The 16,812-nt window shown below is 62.5% G+C and carries 16 protein-coding genes and 1 riboswitch; of the genes, 12 read left to right on the top strand and 4 right to left on the bottom strand.

What is annotated here, in order from left to right; translation table 11 throughout:
* Positions 1-69 precede the first annotated feature (69 nt).
* Positions 70-177: riboswitch (SAM-I-IV-variant riboswitch) on the top strand.
* 41 nt (positions 178-218) lie between these two features.
* The 3 genes from KSAC_RS04775 (at position 219) to KSAC_RS04765 (ending at position 3,634) form a co-directional block, all read left to right on the top strand.
* Positions 219-1,166 carry a homoserine O-succinyltransferase gene (locus tag KSAC_RS04775; protein ID WP_118963086.1) on the top strand — a complete coding sequence of 316 codons (948 nt, stop codon included), beginning with the start codon at positions 219-221 and terminating at the stop codon, positions 1,164-1,166.
* A gap of 155 nt (positions 1,167-1,321) precedes the next feature.
* Positions 1,322-2,497: a hypothetical protein gene (locus tag KSAC_RS04770; RefSeq protein WP_118963087.1), complete on the top strand. Its 1,176-nt coding sequence runs from the start codon at positions 1,322-1,324 to the stop codon at positions 2,495-2,497.
* A gap of 60 nt (positions 2,498-2,557) precedes the next feature.
* Positions 2,558-3,634, top strand: coding sequence for a glycosyltransferase family 4 protein (locus KSAC_RS04765; protein WP_132304499.1), 1,077 nt, complete (start codon positions 2,558-2,560; stop codon positions 3,632-3,634).
* Positions 3,635-3,688: 54 nt separating this feature from the next.
* Here the strand turns inward: KSAC_RS04765 and kdsA are convergent, their stop codons facing one another.
* The 4 genes from kdsA to tpiA form a co-directional block, all read right to left on the bottom strand.
* Positions 3,689-4,537 carry a 3-deoxy-8-phosphooctulonate synthase gene (kdsA, locus tag KSAC_RS04760; RefSeq protein ID WP_102324169.1) on the bottom strand — a complete coding sequence of 283 codons (849 nt, stop codon included), beginning with the start codon at positions 4,535-4,537 and terminating at the stop codon, positions 3,689-3,691.
* Positions 4,537-6,168: a CTP synthase gene (locus KSAC_RS04755; protein WP_132304497.1), complete on the bottom strand. Its 1,632-nt coding sequence runs from the start codon at positions 6,166-6,168 to the stop codon at positions 4,537-4,539. Before KSAC_RS04755 ends, kdsA begins: the two co-directional genes overlap by 1 nt.
* Positions 6,169-6,295: 127 nt before the next feature.
* Positions 6,296-6,592: a preprotein translocase subunit SecG gene (gene secG / locus KSAC_RS04750; RefSeq protein ID WP_102323404.1), complete on the bottom strand. Its 297-nt coding sequence runs from the start codon at positions 6,590-6,592 to the stop codon at positions 6,296-6,298.
* 37 nt (positions 6,593-6,629) lie between these two features.
* Positions 6,630-7,373 (bottom strand): triose-phosphate isomerase, encoded by a 744-nt coding sequence (gene tpiA / locus KSAC_RS04745; RefSeq protein ID WP_110548025.1) that lies wholly within the window; start codon positions 7,371-7,373, stop codon positions 6,630-6,632.
* On the opposite strand from tpiA, the gene KSAC_RS17235 reads away from it, so the two are divergent.
* From KSAC_RS17235 to KSAC_RS04705, 9 genes are all read left to right on the top strand, one after another.
* On the top strand, positions 7,372-7,536 hold the full coding sequence (locus KSAC_RS17235; RefSeq protein ID WP_162900459.1) for a hypothetical protein: 165 nt from the start codon (positions 7,372-7,374) through the stop codon (positions 7,534-7,536). The two genes, tpiA and KSAC_RS17235, sit on opposite strands and share 2 nt — an antisense overlap.
* Positions 7,537-7,639: 103 nt before the next feature.
* On the top strand, positions 7,640-9,574 hold the full coding sequence (locus KSAC_RS04740) for a peptidylprolyl isomerase (RefSeq protein ID WP_132304495.1): 1,935 nt from the start codon (positions 7,640-7,642) through the stop codon (positions 9,572-9,574).
* A gap of 50 nt (positions 9,575-9,624) precedes the next feature.
* On the top strand, positions 9,625-11,145 hold the full coding sequence (trpE, locus tag KSAC_RS04735; RefSeq protein ID WP_165927339.1) for an anthranilate synthase component I: 1,521 nt from the start codon (positions 9,625-9,627) through the stop codon (positions 11,143-11,145).
* 101 nt (positions 11,146-11,246) lie between these two features.
* Positions 11,247-11,843, top strand: coding sequence for an anthranilate synthase component II (locus tag KSAC_RS04730; RefSeq protein WP_102324170.1), 597 nt, complete (start codon positions 11,247-11,249; stop codon positions 11,841-11,843).
* Positions 11,844-11,847: 4 nt separating this feature from the next.
* Positions 11,848-12,963, top strand: coding sequence for an anthranilate phosphoribosyltransferase (gene trpD / locus KSAC_RS04725; RefSeq protein WP_165927286.1), 1,116 nt, complete (start codon positions 11,848-11,850; stop codon positions 12,961-12,963).
* Positions 12,964-12,966: 3 nt separating this feature from the next.
* The gene (gene trpC, locus KSAC_RS04720; RefSeq protein WP_174234108.1) at positions 12,967-13,845 is read left to right on the top strand and encodes an indole-3-glycerol phosphate synthase TrpC; all 879 of its coding nucleotides are present in this window, start codon (positions 12,967-12,969) and stop codon (positions 13,843-13,845) included.
* Positions 13,842-14,333 carry a cyclic pyranopterin monophosphate synthase MoaC gene (gene moaC / locus KSAC_RS04715; protein WP_132304489.1) on the top strand — a complete coding sequence of 164 codons (492 nt, stop codon included), beginning with the start codon at positions 13,842-13,844 and terminating at the stop codon, positions 14,331-14,333. The genes trpC and moaC overlap by 4 nt, the downstream gene beginning before the upstream one ends.
* A 138-nt stretch (positions 14,334-14,471) precedes the next feature.
* On the top strand, positions 14,472-15,431 hold the full coding sequence (gene pdhA, locus KSAC_RS04710; RefSeq protein ID WP_243705349.1) for a pyruvate dehydrogenase (acetyl-transferring) E1 component subunit alpha: 960 nt from the start codon (positions 14,472-14,474) through the stop codon (positions 15,429-15,431).
* Positions 15,432-15,437: 6 nt separating this feature from the next.
* Positions 15,438-16,805: a pyruvate dehydrogenase complex E1 component subunit beta gene (locus tag KSAC_RS04705; RefSeq protein WP_132304487.1), complete on the top strand. Its 1,368-nt coding sequence runs from the start codon at positions 15,438-15,440 to the stop codon at positions 16,803-16,805.
* Positions 16,806-16,812: the final 7 nt, after the last annotated feature.

The raw sequence follows: 16,812 nt of genomic DNA, 5'->3' as shown, positions 1-16,812 counted from the left end.
GGGAGGAGGGGAGCAGTTCTCCGTCCCGCCATAAAGGCTTGCCGTCGGGGCGGAAAATGCCTAGCATCGCACCTGCATCAAGAGTTGGGGCGACGCCCAACGCCAACCTGCCGTTCCGGGCAAGGTGGCGCTCCTGAAAGGGAGGATGTGGCCGAACCGGCAACCAAACGGAGCAAGCCACCATGTCGTCCCTGCCTGAATGGAGGAACGACGTCGCAATGCCTATCAGAATTCCGGATGATCTTCCCGCCCGCAGCACGCTAGAGGCTGAGGGCGTTATGGTACTGGGTGAGACCGACGCCACGCGTCAGGATATCCGCCCGCTGCGTATCGGCCTGCTGAACCTCATGCCCAACAAGATCTGTACCGAGACGCAGATTGCCCGTCTGGTCGGGGCGACGCCGTTACAGGTGGAACTGACGCTGGTACGCATCAACAGCCATGTGCCGCGCAATACGCCAGCCGATCACATGACATCGTTTTATCGGGCATGGGAAGATGTGCGTGATGAACGGTTTGACGGCTTCATCATAACAGGTGCGCCGGTTGAGCGGCTGCCTTTTCATCAGGTGAAATACTGGGACGAACTGCGGCGGATATTTGACTGGACCCAGACCCATGTGCACCGATGTTTCAATATCTGCTGGGCTGCGCAGGCGGCGGTGCATCATTTCCATGGCATGCCCAAGCATGCGCTGGCGGAAAAGGCGTTCGGTGTCTATGACCACCGCATTCTTGTTCCATCCTCACCCTATCTGGTCGGGTTTGCCGATGACCTGTCCATTCCCGTCTCCCGCTGGACCGAGGTAAGGCGGGCCGATATTCCGGCCCACAGTGGCATGACCATACTGGCAGAAAGTGCGGATACGGGTCTTTGCCTGCTTGATGACCCGGATCATCATGCGCTGCATATGTTCAATCATCTTGAATATGATTCCACCTCACTGGCGGATGAATATTTCCGGGATCGGGCGGCGGGTCTCGACGTTTCCGTGCCGTATAATTACTTCCCCGGCAACGATCCCGAACTGCGCCCCATAAACCGCTGGCGTGGTCATGCCCATCTGCTGGCGGGTAACTGGATCAACCAGATTTACCAGACCACGCCCTTTGACATATCAGCGATCGGTCGGGATGCAGTCGTGCGCGATAAGGTGCCTGCATAAAAGGGGGGCAGTAAAAACGCCGTGGGGGCAGGGATGGCTGCTCCCTTCATGCCATGCGGCGGATGGTATTTTCCGAAAGAAAAGGGAGCGTGACGGGCACGGGACAGGTGATTCATACCTGTTCTTTTTTGTAAAATTACGTCACAAGTCCGGGCATGACGTTACGTAATCTCAGGATCGGGTTCCTGTTCAATCATGACTGCACCCATCAGGTTTCCCATACCGCCCCGATAGTTTCCGAGCTTGTCCGCCTGGGGCAGGATGTAACGGTCATTACCTCCTCAATCGAGCAGGAAGCTCACGCACGCCGGACAATAGGGGCGTGTTCGGACCGCATCAAGTATGTCCGCATTGACATAAGCCGGTTGTCCAAGGCGATCAATGTGGTCGCCCGTGCTGTCGTGCCCTTCCGCCGGATTGCCAATCTGCGGGAGAATGTGGACCTGTTTGCAGGCTTTGACGCACTGGTGGTGCCGGAGACGACATCGGCCCTGCTGAAAAGCCATTTCCGGCTGGATACCAGACTGATCTATTTTCCCCATGGGGCTGGCGACCGTTCGATCGGCTTTCGGGACGTGACGCGGTTTTTCGATCTGGTCCTGTTGCCCGGTACCAAGACACGTGACCGGATGCTGGAAAAACGGCTGATCCGCCATGGTCATCATGCGGTGGTGGGGTATCCCAAATTCGATACCGTGGATATGGCGACGCGCAGGCGCTTTTTTGATAACGACCGGCCCACCGTTTTATACAATCCGCATTTCGATCCCGTCCTGTCCTCGTGGTGGGATATGGGGATGGAGGTGCTGGAATGGTTTGCGGGACAGGATAAATACAACCTGATCTTCGCTCCGCATGTCATGCTGTTTCGCAGGAAGATGCATATTTCGGTCGAACACCGCCGCATGCGCCTGCGCAGGCTGATCCCCCCGCATTTACGCAACCTGCCCCATATCCGTATCGATACCGGCAGTCCGTATTCAGTGGACATGTCCTACACGCTTGCGGCGGACATCTATCTGGGCGATGCCAGCAGCCAGATCTACGAATGGATCTGTCAGCCGCGCCCGTGCATCCTGCTCAACAGCCATGGCGCACGGTGGCAGGGCAATCCCAACTATGCCCACTGGAACATGGGGCAGGTGATCGACCGGGTGGCTGACCTGCCGCATGCGCTGGCGGTGGCCCAGGAACAGCAGCGCGTATATGCGCAGCGGCAGGAAGCAGCCTTTCAGGCCACATTCCATACTCAGCCCCCCGAAACTGCTGCCCAGCGCGCGGCCCGTGAAATCGTTTACTTTTTGTCACAGGATAAATCCCCCGCCGCCTGATGGGCGGGCGGGTAATGCGGTATGTTCTTCTCCAGCCTGAAAGGGGCAGTCGAGAGAAATATGCGCATTGCTTACATAATCAATACGTTTGAAGGGGGTGGCGCGGCCTTGCCCATTCCGGCCATTGTGGATGTGTGCCGGGGGCGGGGGCATGACGTGCATGTTGCCGCCCTGATACGGCGCAATGGCCGTGCCGTGCCCGCAATGAACAGCGCTGGCATAATAGGCGACGTGCTGGCGGCGGATACGGCTTCTGCCCCCCGGATCCTGCATGCACTTGACCGCTGGGTCCGGCGCGTAAGGCCGACCCATATCTGGACATCCCTGACGCGGGCGACCGTACTGGGGCAGATGGTGGGCGCGCGACAGGGCATCCCCGTTGTAAGCTGGCAGCATAATGCGTTTCTGAAACCCGCGAACCTCGCGCTGTTACGGCTGATGAAAAAGCGTAGCCGGCTCTGGATCGGGGATTCCGATTTCGTAACCGAACTGACCCGTAAAAGGCTGGGACTGGCGGATAGCGAACTGGCGTGCTGGCCGATTTTTCGTACACGCCCTGACATTCAGCCTGCGTCCCCATGGGCAACTGGGGAGGAGATACGGATTGGCACGCTGGGGCGCCTGCATACGGCCAAGGGGTATGACATACTCTGTCGCGCCCTTGTCCTGTTGCGGGCTGCTGGCGATCTGCCACCATTCCGCGTCATGATCGGTGGGGAAGGGGCCGATTATCCGGCCCTGCGCGACTTCTGCGTCCGACATGATCTGAAAAACGTACAGTTCATGGGCTATGTCGAGGATACTGCCGCGTTCCTGCGGTCATGCCATCTGTATGTGCAGCCATCGCGCCGGGAAGGGTTCTGCATTGCCGCGCATGAAGCCATGAATACGGGACTGCCCGTACTGGCCAGCAATGTGGGTGAGATGAGCCACTCCGTACAGGATGGCGTGACGGGATGGAAAATACGCCCGCAGCGCCCGCAGGAACTGGCGGATGCGCTGGCGGTAGCCTTGCGTCACCCTGAACAGCTTGCCGCGATGGGGCAGGCTGGCCGCGATCTGGTCATGCAGCGTTTCAGTCCGGCGGCCTTTGCGCAGGCGGGGGAAGCCATTCTCCAGCGTATGGAGACGCTTTGAACGCCGCCAGCCGCCCCGCATTGTTACGGAGCGGCCGTTTGGTGACGGATCGATTTAGATAATTTCGTCCGGCTGGATCAGCTTGGTCAACTGGTCATAGCGCTGCAGGCAGGTCAGCAGGTCTTCCATGCACGAAAGCGGCAGCATGGTCGCGCCGTCGCTGGGTGCGTGGTCGGGGTCGGGATGGGTTTCGATAAATACCCCACCAACCCCGATGGCCAGCGCGGCACGTGCAAGGATGGGCGCGAATATCCGCTGTCCGCCCGAAGACGACCCCAGCCCCCCCGGCTGCTGCACCGAATGGGTGGCGTCGTAAATGACCGGATAACCCGTCCCCGCCATGATCGGCAGGGCGCGCATGTCATTGACCAGCGTGTTGTAGCCGAAAGACGAGCCACGTTCGCACAGCATGATGCGTTCATTGCCGGTGGAGGCGACCTTGGCGGCTACGTTCGCCATGTCCCACGGGGCAAGGAACTGGCCTTTCTTGATGTTGATCGCAGCCCCGGTTTCCCCCGCCGCCAGCAGAAGGTCTGTCTGGCGGCACAGGAAGGCCGGGATCTGGAGCACATCCACCGTTTCGGCAACGATGGCGCACTGGTCAGGCTGGTGAACATCGGTCAGGACCGGCACGTCATAACGCTGACGCACCTGCCCCAGAATATCCAGCCCGCGCGCCATGCCGACGCCGCGCGCACCGTTGATGCTGGTACGGTTGGCCTTGTCGAACGAACTTTTGTAGATCAGCCCGATACCAAGGCGCGTGGTGATCCCGTGCAGCGCATCAGCCACTTCCAGCGCATGGCTTGCCGATTCGATCTGGCAGGGGCCAGCGATCAGCACGAAGGGGGATTCGTTACCAACCTTCAGCGAACCGATGGATATGGTATGACTGGTCGCCATCATTTCGCCGCCGCTTTGGCCACGGCCGCCCCGATAAAGCCGGAGAAAAGCGGATGCGGGTCAAACGGCTTCGACAGCAGTTCGGGATGGTACTGCACCGCGATGAACCACGGGTGGTCGGGATATTCCACGACCTCGGGCAGGATATCGTCGGGCGACATGCCCGAAAAGCGCAGGCCCGTCTTTTCCAGCTTGTCGCGGTAATGGACGTTGACCTCATACCGGTGACGGTGGCGTTCACGGATGTCCGTGCGGCCATATGTATCGGCCGCACGTGAACCCGGCGCCAGTTTGGCGGGATAGGCCCCCAGACGCATGGTGCCGCCCATCTCGCCGCCTTCGCGGCGGCGCAGCAGTTCATTGCCACGCGCCCATTCGGTCATGAGCCCGACCAGCGGCTGATCCGTCGGCCCGAATTCGGTGGAGGACGCATCGGCAATGCCCGCAAGGTTGCGCGCGCATTCGATCACCGCCATCTGCATGCCGAAGCAGATACCCAGGAAGGGTATGTTGTTTTCGCGCGCATAACGTACGGCGCGGATCTTGCCTTCGGACCCGCGTTCGCCAAATCCGCCGGGTACCAGTATCGCGTCGCTGCGGGCCAGCATCTGCACGGCGTCGTCCGACTTCTCGAAGCTTTCCGCCTCGACCCAGTTCAGCCGCACGCGGGCACGGTTGGCGATCCCGCCATGCTGCAGGGCTTCGATCAGGGATTTGTAGCTGTCCAGCAGGGCGGTGTACTTGCCAACCACCGTCACGATCACTTCGCGGTCCGGGTGGCGGACGGCGTCGACAATCTTTTCCCACCGCGACAGGTCGGGATCAGGCGTGGTGGGCAGGCCGAAATGGCGCAGCACCTCGGTATCCATCCCTTCCGCATGGTAGGAGATGGGGCAGGCATAGATCGTGTCCACATCGCGCGCGGCGATTACGGCCTGCGGGCGGACGTTGCAGAAGCTTGCGATCTTGCGGCGTTCGTTTTCGGGAATTTCCCGGTCCGAGCGGCAGACCAGCATCTGCGGCTGGATGCCGACATTCTGCAGTTCCTTGACGGAGTGCTGCGTCGGCTTGGTTTTCAGTTCGCCTGCCGCCGCGATCCACGGCAGCAGGGTCAGGTGAATGAACATCGTCTGGTCAGTCGCAAGGTCGTTGCGCAACTGCCGGATGGATTCAAGGAAGGGCAGGCTTTCGATATCGCCGACCGTGCCCCCGATCTCGACGAGGACAAAATCCAGGTCCTCGGTATCCGCCACGATCGTTTCCTTGATCGAGTCGGTAATGTGGGGGATGACCTGCACGGTCGCACCCAGATAATCGCCACGCCGTTCGCGCGCGATCACGCCGGAATAGATCTGCCCCGTGGTGGCATTATCCGCCCGGGTGGCATGCACACCGGTAAAGCGTTCATAATGACCAAGGTCGAGATCCGTTTCCGCGCCGTCGTCGGTCACGAAGACCTCGCCGTGCTGGTAGGGACTCATCGTCCCCGGATCGACATTCAGATAGGGGTCAAGCTTGCGCAACCGGACCCGATAACCACGGGCCTGAAGCAGGGCAGCAAGGGCAGCCGAAGCGATGCCTTTGCCGAGGGAGGACACCACGCCGCCGGTGATGAATACAAACCGCGTCATGGATGGCCTTCCTACACTGCCTGCGCGCCTGCTGCAAAGGCTACGATGGGGAATGGGGGAAAAAAATAAAAAAAGCCCCCGCGCCGTGCACGGGGGCCATTCGTCCTGCCCGGACTGACCGGACCGGTCAGTTGGTGCTGGCGGGGCTGGAGGATGCCGGGGGCTGGGACAGGATGTCATGCCCGGTGCCGGTGGACGCCCCGCGGTTCATGACCGCAAGCGCCAGCGACAGCACCATGAAGGCCGTGCCCAGCACCGCGGTGGAGCGGGTAAGCAGGGTGGCCGTGCCCCGGCCGGACATGAAGGAGCCCATGCCCTGTGACCCGCCGATTCCAAGCCCGCCGCCTTCGCTGCGCTGGATCAGGATGGTGCCGATCAGCGCGATGGTGACAAACAGGTGCAGTAAAAGAAGAACTGTGATCATGCGTCTTTCCAGTTGATCCCCGCTGGCCGCGCGGCAATCACGATGCGCGGGCGGCGCGGACAAGCGGCACGAAGGCATCGGCCTTCAGGCTGGCATTGCCCACCAGCGCCCCGTCCACGTGTTCGACAGGCAGGATATCGGTGACATTGCGTTCGTTGACGGACCCACCATAAAGGATTCGGATCGTTTTGCCAGCTTCCCCGAACTGGCGCACCAGTTCCGCGCGGATAAAGGCGGACATGTCGGCAATATCCTGCTGCGACGCCGCCGTGCCGGACCCGATGGCCCAGATCGGCTCATACGCCACGATGCCCCTGAAACCCTGCGGCAGGGACCCCTGGATCTGCCAGCCCACTGTCTCCTGCGAATCCCCGGCGGATCGCTGGTCGTCATTTTCGCCAACACACACGATGGGGGTCAGGCCCGCCTCCATGGCGGCGACGGCCTTCTCGCGCACCGTCTCGTCAAGTTCGTGGTGTTCGCCCCGGCGTTCGGAATGGCCCAGGATGACATATTCCACCCCAAGGTCCACCAGCATCGGGGCTGAAATGTCCCCCGTATGCGCGCCCGCCCTGTCCTGATGGCAGTCCTGCGCGCCCAGGGCGATTCCGGCCCGTTTCAGGGTGGGGGCCAGACGGGCAAGCTGCGTGAAGGGGGGGCATACGACAACATCGGCCCGCGTGGGGAGTTCACCCAGCCCCTTCACCAGACCGTCCACCAGCGCATCGGCATCAGCGCTCAGCCCGTTCATCTTCCAGTTGCCGACAATGATCTGCTTCATGCTTCCACTCCTCGGCCCGCGCCCGCGCCGCGTTATCCGCATTGTCTGCCGGGCATGGCCATCATGGGCGGCAGCCTACACCATGGCGGCCCCGGCGTTGCAACCCGCACACATGCACAACGGATGCGCGGGCATGGTAGTGCTGGTCAAACCGGCGGCGTGACCGTATGGTGCGCGACCGGAAAACAGGGTGCCCGGCAGGGGGCGCATCATGCGCATGCCATTTTCCGTCCGCCTTATGTCTTGGTCCTGGTGCAGGGTTTTTCATGCTTTCTTTTCTGTGTCGCGTGTTTATCGATTCATGGGTGGGACGCATCATCGCGGGGCTGTTTTTCCTTGCCTTCATCGGCTGGGGGGTGGGCGACGTGCTGATGGGTATCGGCACGGAACGCGCCGATGTCGCCGCCCGCGTGGGGGGCAGGCCCATTCTGGTGCAGGCTTACCAGAACGCGCTCCAGTCCGAGATGCCGCAGGTGGCGCAGTCCATGCACCTGTCCGATCCATCGCAGATCCCCCCCGGCACGCGTGAGGAAATTGCCCGGCAGGTGCTCCAGCGCCTCGTGCTGCAGGCTGAAATCGCGGAAGCGGCGGACCGTCACGACCTGATCGTTCCCGATTCCGTTGTGCGTGACGAGATATTCTCCATTCCCGCGTTCAAGGGGCGTGACGGGCATTTCGATCGTGCGCTGCTCAATGCCCGCCTGCGCAGCACGGGCATGTCGGAAGGCAGGCTGGTTGATCTGGTGCGGCAGGAACAGGCGTCGCGCGTGCTGCTGCAGCCGATTCGCGATGGCGTGGGCGTGCCGGATGTCATGGTCCGCCGCCTGTTCGATTTCGAGGCCCAGACCCGCACCATCGACCTCGTGCGCGTGCCCTTCGCCAGCCAGCAGGTCACGGCCATCCCGACCGATGCCCAGCTTGCCCGCTATCATGCCAATCACCCGTGGGAATTCCATGCGCCGGAATACCGGCATGCGCGCATCGTCGTCCTTTCGGCGGATACGATCGGCCACCAGATCGATATATCGGATGCCGACCTGCACAAGGCGTATGAAGCACAGGCCCAGACCTTCAACGCGCCCGAACGCCGTAACGTGCAGATCGTGACCGTGCCGACACAGGAACGCGCCGCAGCCCTGCGCGCGCAGTGGGCGGATGCAGGTAGCTGGGCGCTGGTGCAGAAAAACGCGGGCAAGGACGCAGCCGCCGTGGAACTGCCCGGCATGCGCCAGAGCGATGTTCCTTCCACTGATCTTGCGAAGCAGATTTTCTCCGCCCCCGCCGATGCGACGCAGGGACCGGTCAAAAGCGAAGGCGGCTGGGTTGTCTTCCGTGTAACCGGTGTCACCCCCGCGCATGTGACACCGTTTGATGAGGTGAAGCAGGCCCTGCATGACCAGATCGCGCATGGCCGCGCGCAGGCGCTGCTGGGTGATCGCGTGCAGAAGGTGCAGGACGCGATCGCAGGTGGTGGTCTGGACGCCATTCCTGCCGATCTGGGTGCCGCCGCCGTGTCGGGCGAGCTTGACCAGAATGGCATGACCCATGAAGGCGCGGCGGCCCCGATACCCGGTGGTGATGCTGCGCGGCAGGCAATCGTGGCACGCATCTTTTCACAGGCGAAAGGCGCCAGTCCGGAACTGGTGCAGGGGCCTGATGGCGTATGGTACGCGGTATCGGTCGATAGTGTGACGCCGGGCCATGACCTGAGCCTGACCGAGGCCGGTCCGCGCGTTGCCGCCGCATGGCAGGCTGAAGCGCGCCGTCACATGGCGGACCAGCAGGCGACCACGTTCTATACGCAGGCAGCCGGGCAGGGCGGTCTGGCCCATGTCAGCCCGGCCATTGCGGGGGTTGAACACAGCCAGCCGATTTCGCCCATGCAGCCTTCGCCGGAAATCCCGCGTGAGGTTGCGGCCCTGATCTTCCGCCTTGACCATCCGGGACAGAGCGTGATGACGCAGGCTGGTGATTCCTACGTGATCGCAACGCTGACGGCGATCAACCATCCCGACCCCGCCACGCAGAAGCCGCTCTATGATCGCGTGCGCGCCGGGCTGGCGCAATCGATGGGCGATGATATTGAAATGACCTACGGCACGGCGCTTGAGGGCATCGTAAAGCCCAAGCCGAACAATTCCGCCATCCGCGCGGTCATGACCGAGGTTACGGGTAGCCAGAACACGGGAACAGGACAGTGACAGCAGACGCATCGCGCATACGCCCTTCCTTCCGGCAGCCGGATGCTGCCATGCGTGCGGCGGCACTCGCCGCGCTGCGCAAGGGTGATGCCACGGTTACATGGCGCGTCGAGCCTGCCGACCTGCTGACACCTGTGGCGGCGTTCCTGCGGCTGTCGCATCTTGCGCGCAGCCATGGCGGGGCCAATGGCGGCCATAATGCGTTCCTGCTGGAAAGTGTGGAAGGCGGCACGTCACGCGGGCGCTATTCCGTAATCGGCCTGCTGCCTGACCTGATCTGGCGCTGTCACGATGGTCAGGCCAGTATCTGCCATGATCCGGCGGCAGGCGTGCATGAATTCGTGCCGGAGGCGGACGCCCCGCTGGTGTCCCTGCGCCGGATGCTGCACGAAAGCCGGATGACCCTGCCCGAAGAACTGCCCCCCATGACGGGTGGCGTCTTCGGTTATCTCGGTTACGACATGATCCGGCAGGTCGAATACCTGCCCGATATGCCTGTCGATGATCTGAACCTGCCTGAAGGGATACTGATCCGTCCCGGCCTGTTCGCGATATTCGATACGGTGCGCGACGAACTGCTGCTGGCCGCCCCGCTGCGGCCGCAGGCGGGTGTCGCGTCCGAAGCGATATGGGATGATGCGCAGGCCCGGCTGCAGCAGGCCCGCGCCGCGCTGTCCACCCCCGTCGAACTGCCGGAAGGGAACGAGGGCGAGATCGCGCCCCCCGTGCCGGAATCAAACATGACGCGGCAGGCATTCTGCGACATCGTGCGCCGCTTGCAGGATTACATCGCGGCGGGCGATGCGTTCCAGATCGTGCCGAGCCAGCGTTTCAGCGCGGCGTTCAGCCTGCCGCCGTTCGCGCTGTACCGCGCGCTGCGCCGGATCAATCCAGCACCCTTCCTGTTCTATCTCGACCTTGACGGGTTCAGCCTTGTCGGTTCATCGCCGGAGATACTGGTCCGCCTGCGTGAAGGCACCATGACCGTCCGCCCGCTGGCCGGAACCCGGCCGCGTGGGCGCACGACGGAAGAGGATCTGGCGCTGGAAGCCGAACTGCTGGCCGACCCGAAGGAGCGCGCCGAACACCTGATGCTGATCGATCTCGGTCGCAACGATGTCGGGCAGGTGTGCGAACTGGGTTCGGTCAAGGTGACGGAACAGTTCGTGATCGAACGCTTCAGCCATGTCATGCATATCTCGTCCAACGTGGAAGGGCGGCTGCGTCCCGATCTGGAGGCGCTGGACGCCCTCATGTCGGGCTTTCCCGCAGGCACGCTGACTGGCGCGCCCAAGATCCGCGCCATGGAAATCATTGATGAGGTTGAACCGACCCGGCGCGCGACCTATGCGGGGTGCATCGGTTATTTCGGCCCTGATGGTGACATGGATACCTGCATCGGCCTGCGCATGGCGGTGGTGAAGGATGGCCGGATGTATGTGCAGGCCGGCTGCGGCGTGGTGGCGGACAGTGTTCCCGATGCGGAATACGAGGAAACCCGCCAGAAAGCCCGCGCCCTGTTCCGCGCGGCCGAGGAAGCGGTCCGCTTCGCTACGGGTGACGCCGGATAAGGCGATTTTATAACATCCGCGAACGTGATATGATGTCTTGAGACATGCCGGGTCAGGCCCGAAGGTTTGACCCGGCCCAGCGGAAAAGCCATGATACGACCATGCTCCTTCTGATCGATAATTATGACAGCTTTACCTTCAACCTCGTCCACTATCTGGGGGATCTGGGGGAAAAGTGCGCCGTCTACCGCAATGATGCGATCAGCGTGGCGGACGCGCTTGCGCTCCGCCCGGAAGCCATTGTCATCTCCCCCGGTCCGTGTTCCCCGAACGAGGCCGGGATATGCTGCGACCTGATCGCCCAGGCCGCGGGGAAGGTGCCCATATTTGGCGTCTGTCTGGGGCATCAGGCCATAGGGCAGGTTTTCGGCGGCAAGGTCGTGCGTGCGCCAGTGCCCATGCACGGCAAGGTCTCGCCCGTCTATCATGACGGGACGGATATCTTCGCCGGTGTGCCCGACCCGTTCAACGCGACCCGCTATCACAGCCTGACCATCGATCCCGACAGCCTGCCCGATACGCTGGTGGCCACTGCCCGGTCATCCGACGGGGTCATCATGGGACTGCGGCACGCCACCCTGCCGATATTTGGCGTGCAGTTCCATCCCGAAAGCATCGCTTCCGAACATGGCCACGACATCATGGCCAATTTCCTGTCGCTTGCGCGGGGCAGGAACACACCGCGCAAGGCTGCCTGACCGTATGTCCGGCATTACGGACGCGGCACAGGGCCAGCAGGCGGAGTTCAGGGATATTCTGGCGGTCCTGCTTGCGCAGCGGGACCTTTCCCCTGCCATGGCGGGGGCAGCGTTTGAACAGATCATGGATGGCGCGGTGGGCGAAATACCGCTGGCCGCCTTCCTGACCGCGCTGCATATCCGTGGGGAAACCGTAACCGAACTGCATGCCGCTGTCCGCGCGGCGCGCGCGCGCATGCTCGCGGTGCCGGGCATGCCTGCTGGTGCGCTGGATGTGTGTGGTACGGGCGGGGATGGTCTGGGCACGCTCAATGTGTCAACGGCCGTGGCGTTCGTGCTGGCGGCCCTTGGGGTGCCGGTGGCCAAGCATGGCAACCGGGCGCTGTCGTCGCGGTCCGGGGCAACGGATGTGCTGCTGGAACTCGGCGTGCCGCTGCCCGTCGGCAATGCACCGATAGGTCGGATGATGGATGCCTGTGGTGTCACGTTTCTCGCGGCCACCAATCACCATCCCGCCATGCGCCACTTCGCGGCAGTAAGGCGCGGGCTGGGCTTTCGCACCATTTTCAATCTGATCGGTCCGCTGTGTAATCCCGCGGGTGTTACGCGCCAGCTTGTGGGTGTGTTTTCCCCCCAGTGGCTGGACGTGATGGTCAAAACGCTGCACGAGGCCGGGTCCGATCGTGTATGGGCCGTAAGCGGCGCCTGTGGCGATAGCCGGTTTGTGGACGAACTGACGCTTGCCGGTCCCACGCGGGCCTGCGTGCTGGAAGATGGCCAGATCCACAACCTGACCGTCTGGCCGGAGCAGACGGGACTTGAGCCCGCGCCCATCGACGCCATAGCCGGTGGCACGCCTGCGCATAATGCGCGTGTAATGCGGGAACTGGCGCAGGGCGCGCGCGGTGCCTACCGCGATACCGTGCTGCTCAATGCCGCAGTGGCATTGCATGTGGCGCAGCGGGGCGACAATATCATTCATGGCGGCGCGATTGACTATGCCGCCTTGCGTGGGAACATCGCCATGGCTGCTGATGTTCTCGATCGTGGCGCGGTTCTGGCCGTGCTGGACGCTGTCCGGAGTTTCCGGGTGGATGAGCCTAACAGAGTAACAGGGTAGAAAATGAACGACACGCCAATGACCTCCCCCCAGACAGGTAGTGTCCAGCCAGCGGATGTGGACAGCATCCCCGATGTTCTGGAGCGTATCTGTGCACGGACACGGGTGGACGTGGCGCAGCGGTCAAAGGTCATGACGCTGAAGGAAATTACGTCCCGTGCGCGTGAAGTGACAACGCCACCACGCGGTTTCGGGCAGGCGCTGAAGCAGAAGACCGCCGATCACCAGATCGGGCTGATCGCGGAAATAAAGAAGGCGTCGCCTTCCGCCGGTATCCTGCGTCCCGACTACGAACCGACGCTGATCGCGCAGGAATATGAAAAGGCGGGGGCCGCCTGTATCTCGGTGCTGACCGAAGGGTCATGCTTCCATGGCAGCGCGGAGGATCTGAGCCGGGTGCGCGAAGCATGCAAGCTGCCGCTGCTGCGCAAGGACTTCATCGTCGATCCGTGGCAGGTTCATGAAAGCCGCCTGATCGGGGCGGACTGCATCCTGCTCATCATGGCGATCCTGACCGATGCGGAAGCGGCCGAACTGCTGGACATCGCGCGCGGACTGGACATGGATGTGCTGGTTGAGGTGCATGACGAACAGGAACTCAATCGCGCACTGGCGCTTGATACGTCCCTGATCGGCATCAACAACCGCAATCTCAAGACCCTGCAGACCGATATCGAAACCACCCTCCAGCTTGCGCCGCTGGTGCCGCCTGACCGGATCATCGTATCCGAAAGCGGCATCCGCACGCATGCGGATGTCATGAAGCTGAACGCGGTTGGGGCATCGGGTTTTCTGGTGGGGGAAAGCCTGCTGCGGCATGAAGATGTGGGGGCCGCCGTCCACGCCCTGCTTGGCACGCAGCCGGACGGGGCCGGGGCATGACATCGGGTGGCCTGTCGCATCTGGATGCGGCGGGGCATGCGGTCATGGTCGATGTATCGGCCAAGCCCGATACCCGGCGCGAGGCCGTGGCCCATGGTCTGATAAAGATGCGCCCGGAAACGCTGGCCATGATCCTGTCGGGACAGATGCCCAAGGGGGACGTGCTGGCGACCGCGCGTATCGCGGGTATCATGGCGGCGAAGAAAACATCGGATCTGATCCCGTTATGCCATCCGCTGGCCATTTCCTCCGTCACGGTGGATCTGGGCCCGGATTCGGCGGGGCAGGGGGTCGAGATCACGGCGCGCGTCCGTACCACCGGGCCGACCGGCGTGGAAATGGAAGCCCTGACTGCGGCCTCCGTTGCCGCCCTTACACTGTATGACATGTGCAAGGCCGTGGAGCGGGACATGGAAATCTGTCAGATACACGTGATCCATAAATCCGGCGGGGCTTCCGGAACTTATAACCGTGCGACAGGTGCATGACGAAAGGCGGTTACGCCCGGCAGTCGTGACGGTCGTGCTGCGGCATGGCTAGGCAACAGCGCTGGCAACATGAACCAAGGACATTCGATGAGTAACGAGACAGATCCCGGCCTGTCGGGTGGGCACAACAGCCGGACCATGACGGAAGCCGACCTGAAGCACGCCTATTACCAGATGGTGCTGATCCGAAGGTTTGAGGAACGTACCGGCCAGTTGTACGGCATGGGGCTGATCGGTGGTTTCTGCCACCTGTATATCGGTCAGGAAGCGGTCGTGGTCGGGATCCAGATGGAGCTGAAGCAGGGGGACAAGATCATCACCTCCTACCGCGATCATGGACAGATGCTGGCAGCCGGCATGGACCCGCGCGGCGTGATGGCGGAACTGACCGGTCGTGAGGGGGGCTATTCCCACGGCAAGGGCGGTTCGATGCACATGTTCTCCAGCGAAAAGCATTTCTATGGCGGCCATGGCATCGTGGGCGCACAGGTCTCGCTGGGTATCGGGCTGGCGTTCGCCAACAGGTATCGTGGCACGGATGAAGTCTCCGTCACCTATTATGGCGAAGGCGCATCCAATCAGGGGCAGGTGTACGAAAGCTTCAACCTTGCCGCGCTCCACAAGCTGCCCTGCCTGTTCGTGCTGGAAAACAACCACTATGGCATGGGCACCAGCGTCGAACGGGCTTCCGCATCGAAGGAGCTGTGGCGCAATGGTGAGCCGTGGGGCATTCCGGGCATGCATGTGGATGGCATGGATGTGGGTGCGGTGCGTGCCGCGGCACAGGAAGCTGTAGCCCATTGCCGTGCGGGCAAGGGGCCGGTGCTGCTGGAAGTCGATACCTACCGTTATCGCGGCCATTCCATGTCGGACCCGGCGAAATACCGCCAGCGTACCGAAGTGGACGAAATGCGCAGGAACCACGATCCCATTGATCGCGCCCGTCGTGAACTGCTGGATATGGGCGTGGCCGAAAGCGAACTGAAATCCATGGATGACCAGATCAAGTCGATCGTGGCTGACGCAGCATCCTTTGCCCAGACCAGCCCTGAACCCGATCCTTCGGAACTGTGGACAGACGTGCTGGTGGAAAGCTGATTAGAAATGGCAACAGAAATACTCATGCCCGCCCTCTCTCCCACCATGACGGAGGGGAAGATGGCCCGCTGGCTGCGCAAACCGGGGGAAGCCGTCGCCGCAGGTGACGTGATTGCCGAAATCGAGACCGACAAGGCCACGATGGAAGTGGAAGCGGTGGATGAAGGCATAATGGGCGACATCCTGATCCCCGAAGGGACGGAAAACGTCGCTGTCAACACGCCCATCGCCATCCTGCTGGCGGAAGGGGAAGATGCGAAGGCCCGGCCCGGCGCCGCCCCCGCGCAGCAGCCTGCCGCAGCTACGTCCTCGGCCCCGGCCCCGGCTTCGTGTGGGCCGACGCCCGCTGCCCCCAGCACGCCGCCCGCCAGCGCCCAGCCTGAAAAGGACTGGGGCGAATGTAGCGAAATCACCGTGCGCGAAGCCCTGCGCGATGCGATGGCCGCCGAGTTGCGCCGTGATGGGGATGTGTTCCTGATCGGTGAGGAAGTGGCCCAGTATCAGGGGGCTTACAAGGTTTCCCAGGGGCTGCTGGACGAATTCGGTGAAAAGCGGGTGATTGACACCCCCATTACCGAACAGGGCTTTGCCGGCATGGCCATCGGTGCCGCGCTGACCGGGCTGAAGCCGATTGTGGAGTTCATGACCATGAACTTCGCCATGCAGGCCATTGACCAGATCATCAATTCCGCCGCCAAGACGCGCTACATGTCCGGTGGCCAGATGTCGTGCCCCATCGTATTCCGTGGCCCTAACGGTGCCGCCGCCCGCGTGGGCGCGCAGCATTCGCAGTGTTATGCAAGCTGGTATGGCCATGTGCCGGGCCTCAAGGTCGTGGCGCCGTGGTCGGCAGCCGATGCGAAGGGCCTGCTGCGCGCCGCCATCCGCGATCCGAACCCGGTCATCTTCCTTGAAAACGAAATCCTGTACGGACAGCGTTTTTCCTGCCCGGTGGATGAGGATTTCATCCTGCCCATTGGCAAGGCGAAGGTCGAGCGCGAGGGACGCGACGTAACCATCGTCGCTTTCTCCATCATGGTTGGCGTGGCGCTGGAAGCCGCGGCCAAGCTGGCGGAGCAGGGGATCGAGGCCGAGGTCATCAACCTGCGCACCATCCGCCCGCTGGATACCCGGACGGTGGTGGACAGCGTGAAGAAGACCAGCCGGCTGGTCACGGTGGAAGAAGGCTGGCCGTTCGCCGGTATCGGTGCCGAAATATCCATGCAGGTGATCGAACATGCGTTCGACTACCTCGATGCGCCGCCGGTGCGCGTGGCGGGGGCCGATGTGCCCATGCCGTTCGCCGCCAACCTTGAAAAGCTTGCCCTGCCCAATCCGGACTGGATCATCAATGCCGTCCGGCAGGTTGTGTGAAGGGGAA

This window comes from Komagataeibacter saccharivorans (genome assembly GCF_004348195.1).
Lineage (GTDB): Bacteria > Pseudomonadota > Alphaproteobacteria > Acetobacterales > Acetobacteraceae > Komagataeibacter > Komagataeibacter saccharivorans.
The sequence above is the reverse complement of the archived record's forward strand: the minus strand, read 5'-3'. Positions and strand labels throughout refer to the sequence as shown.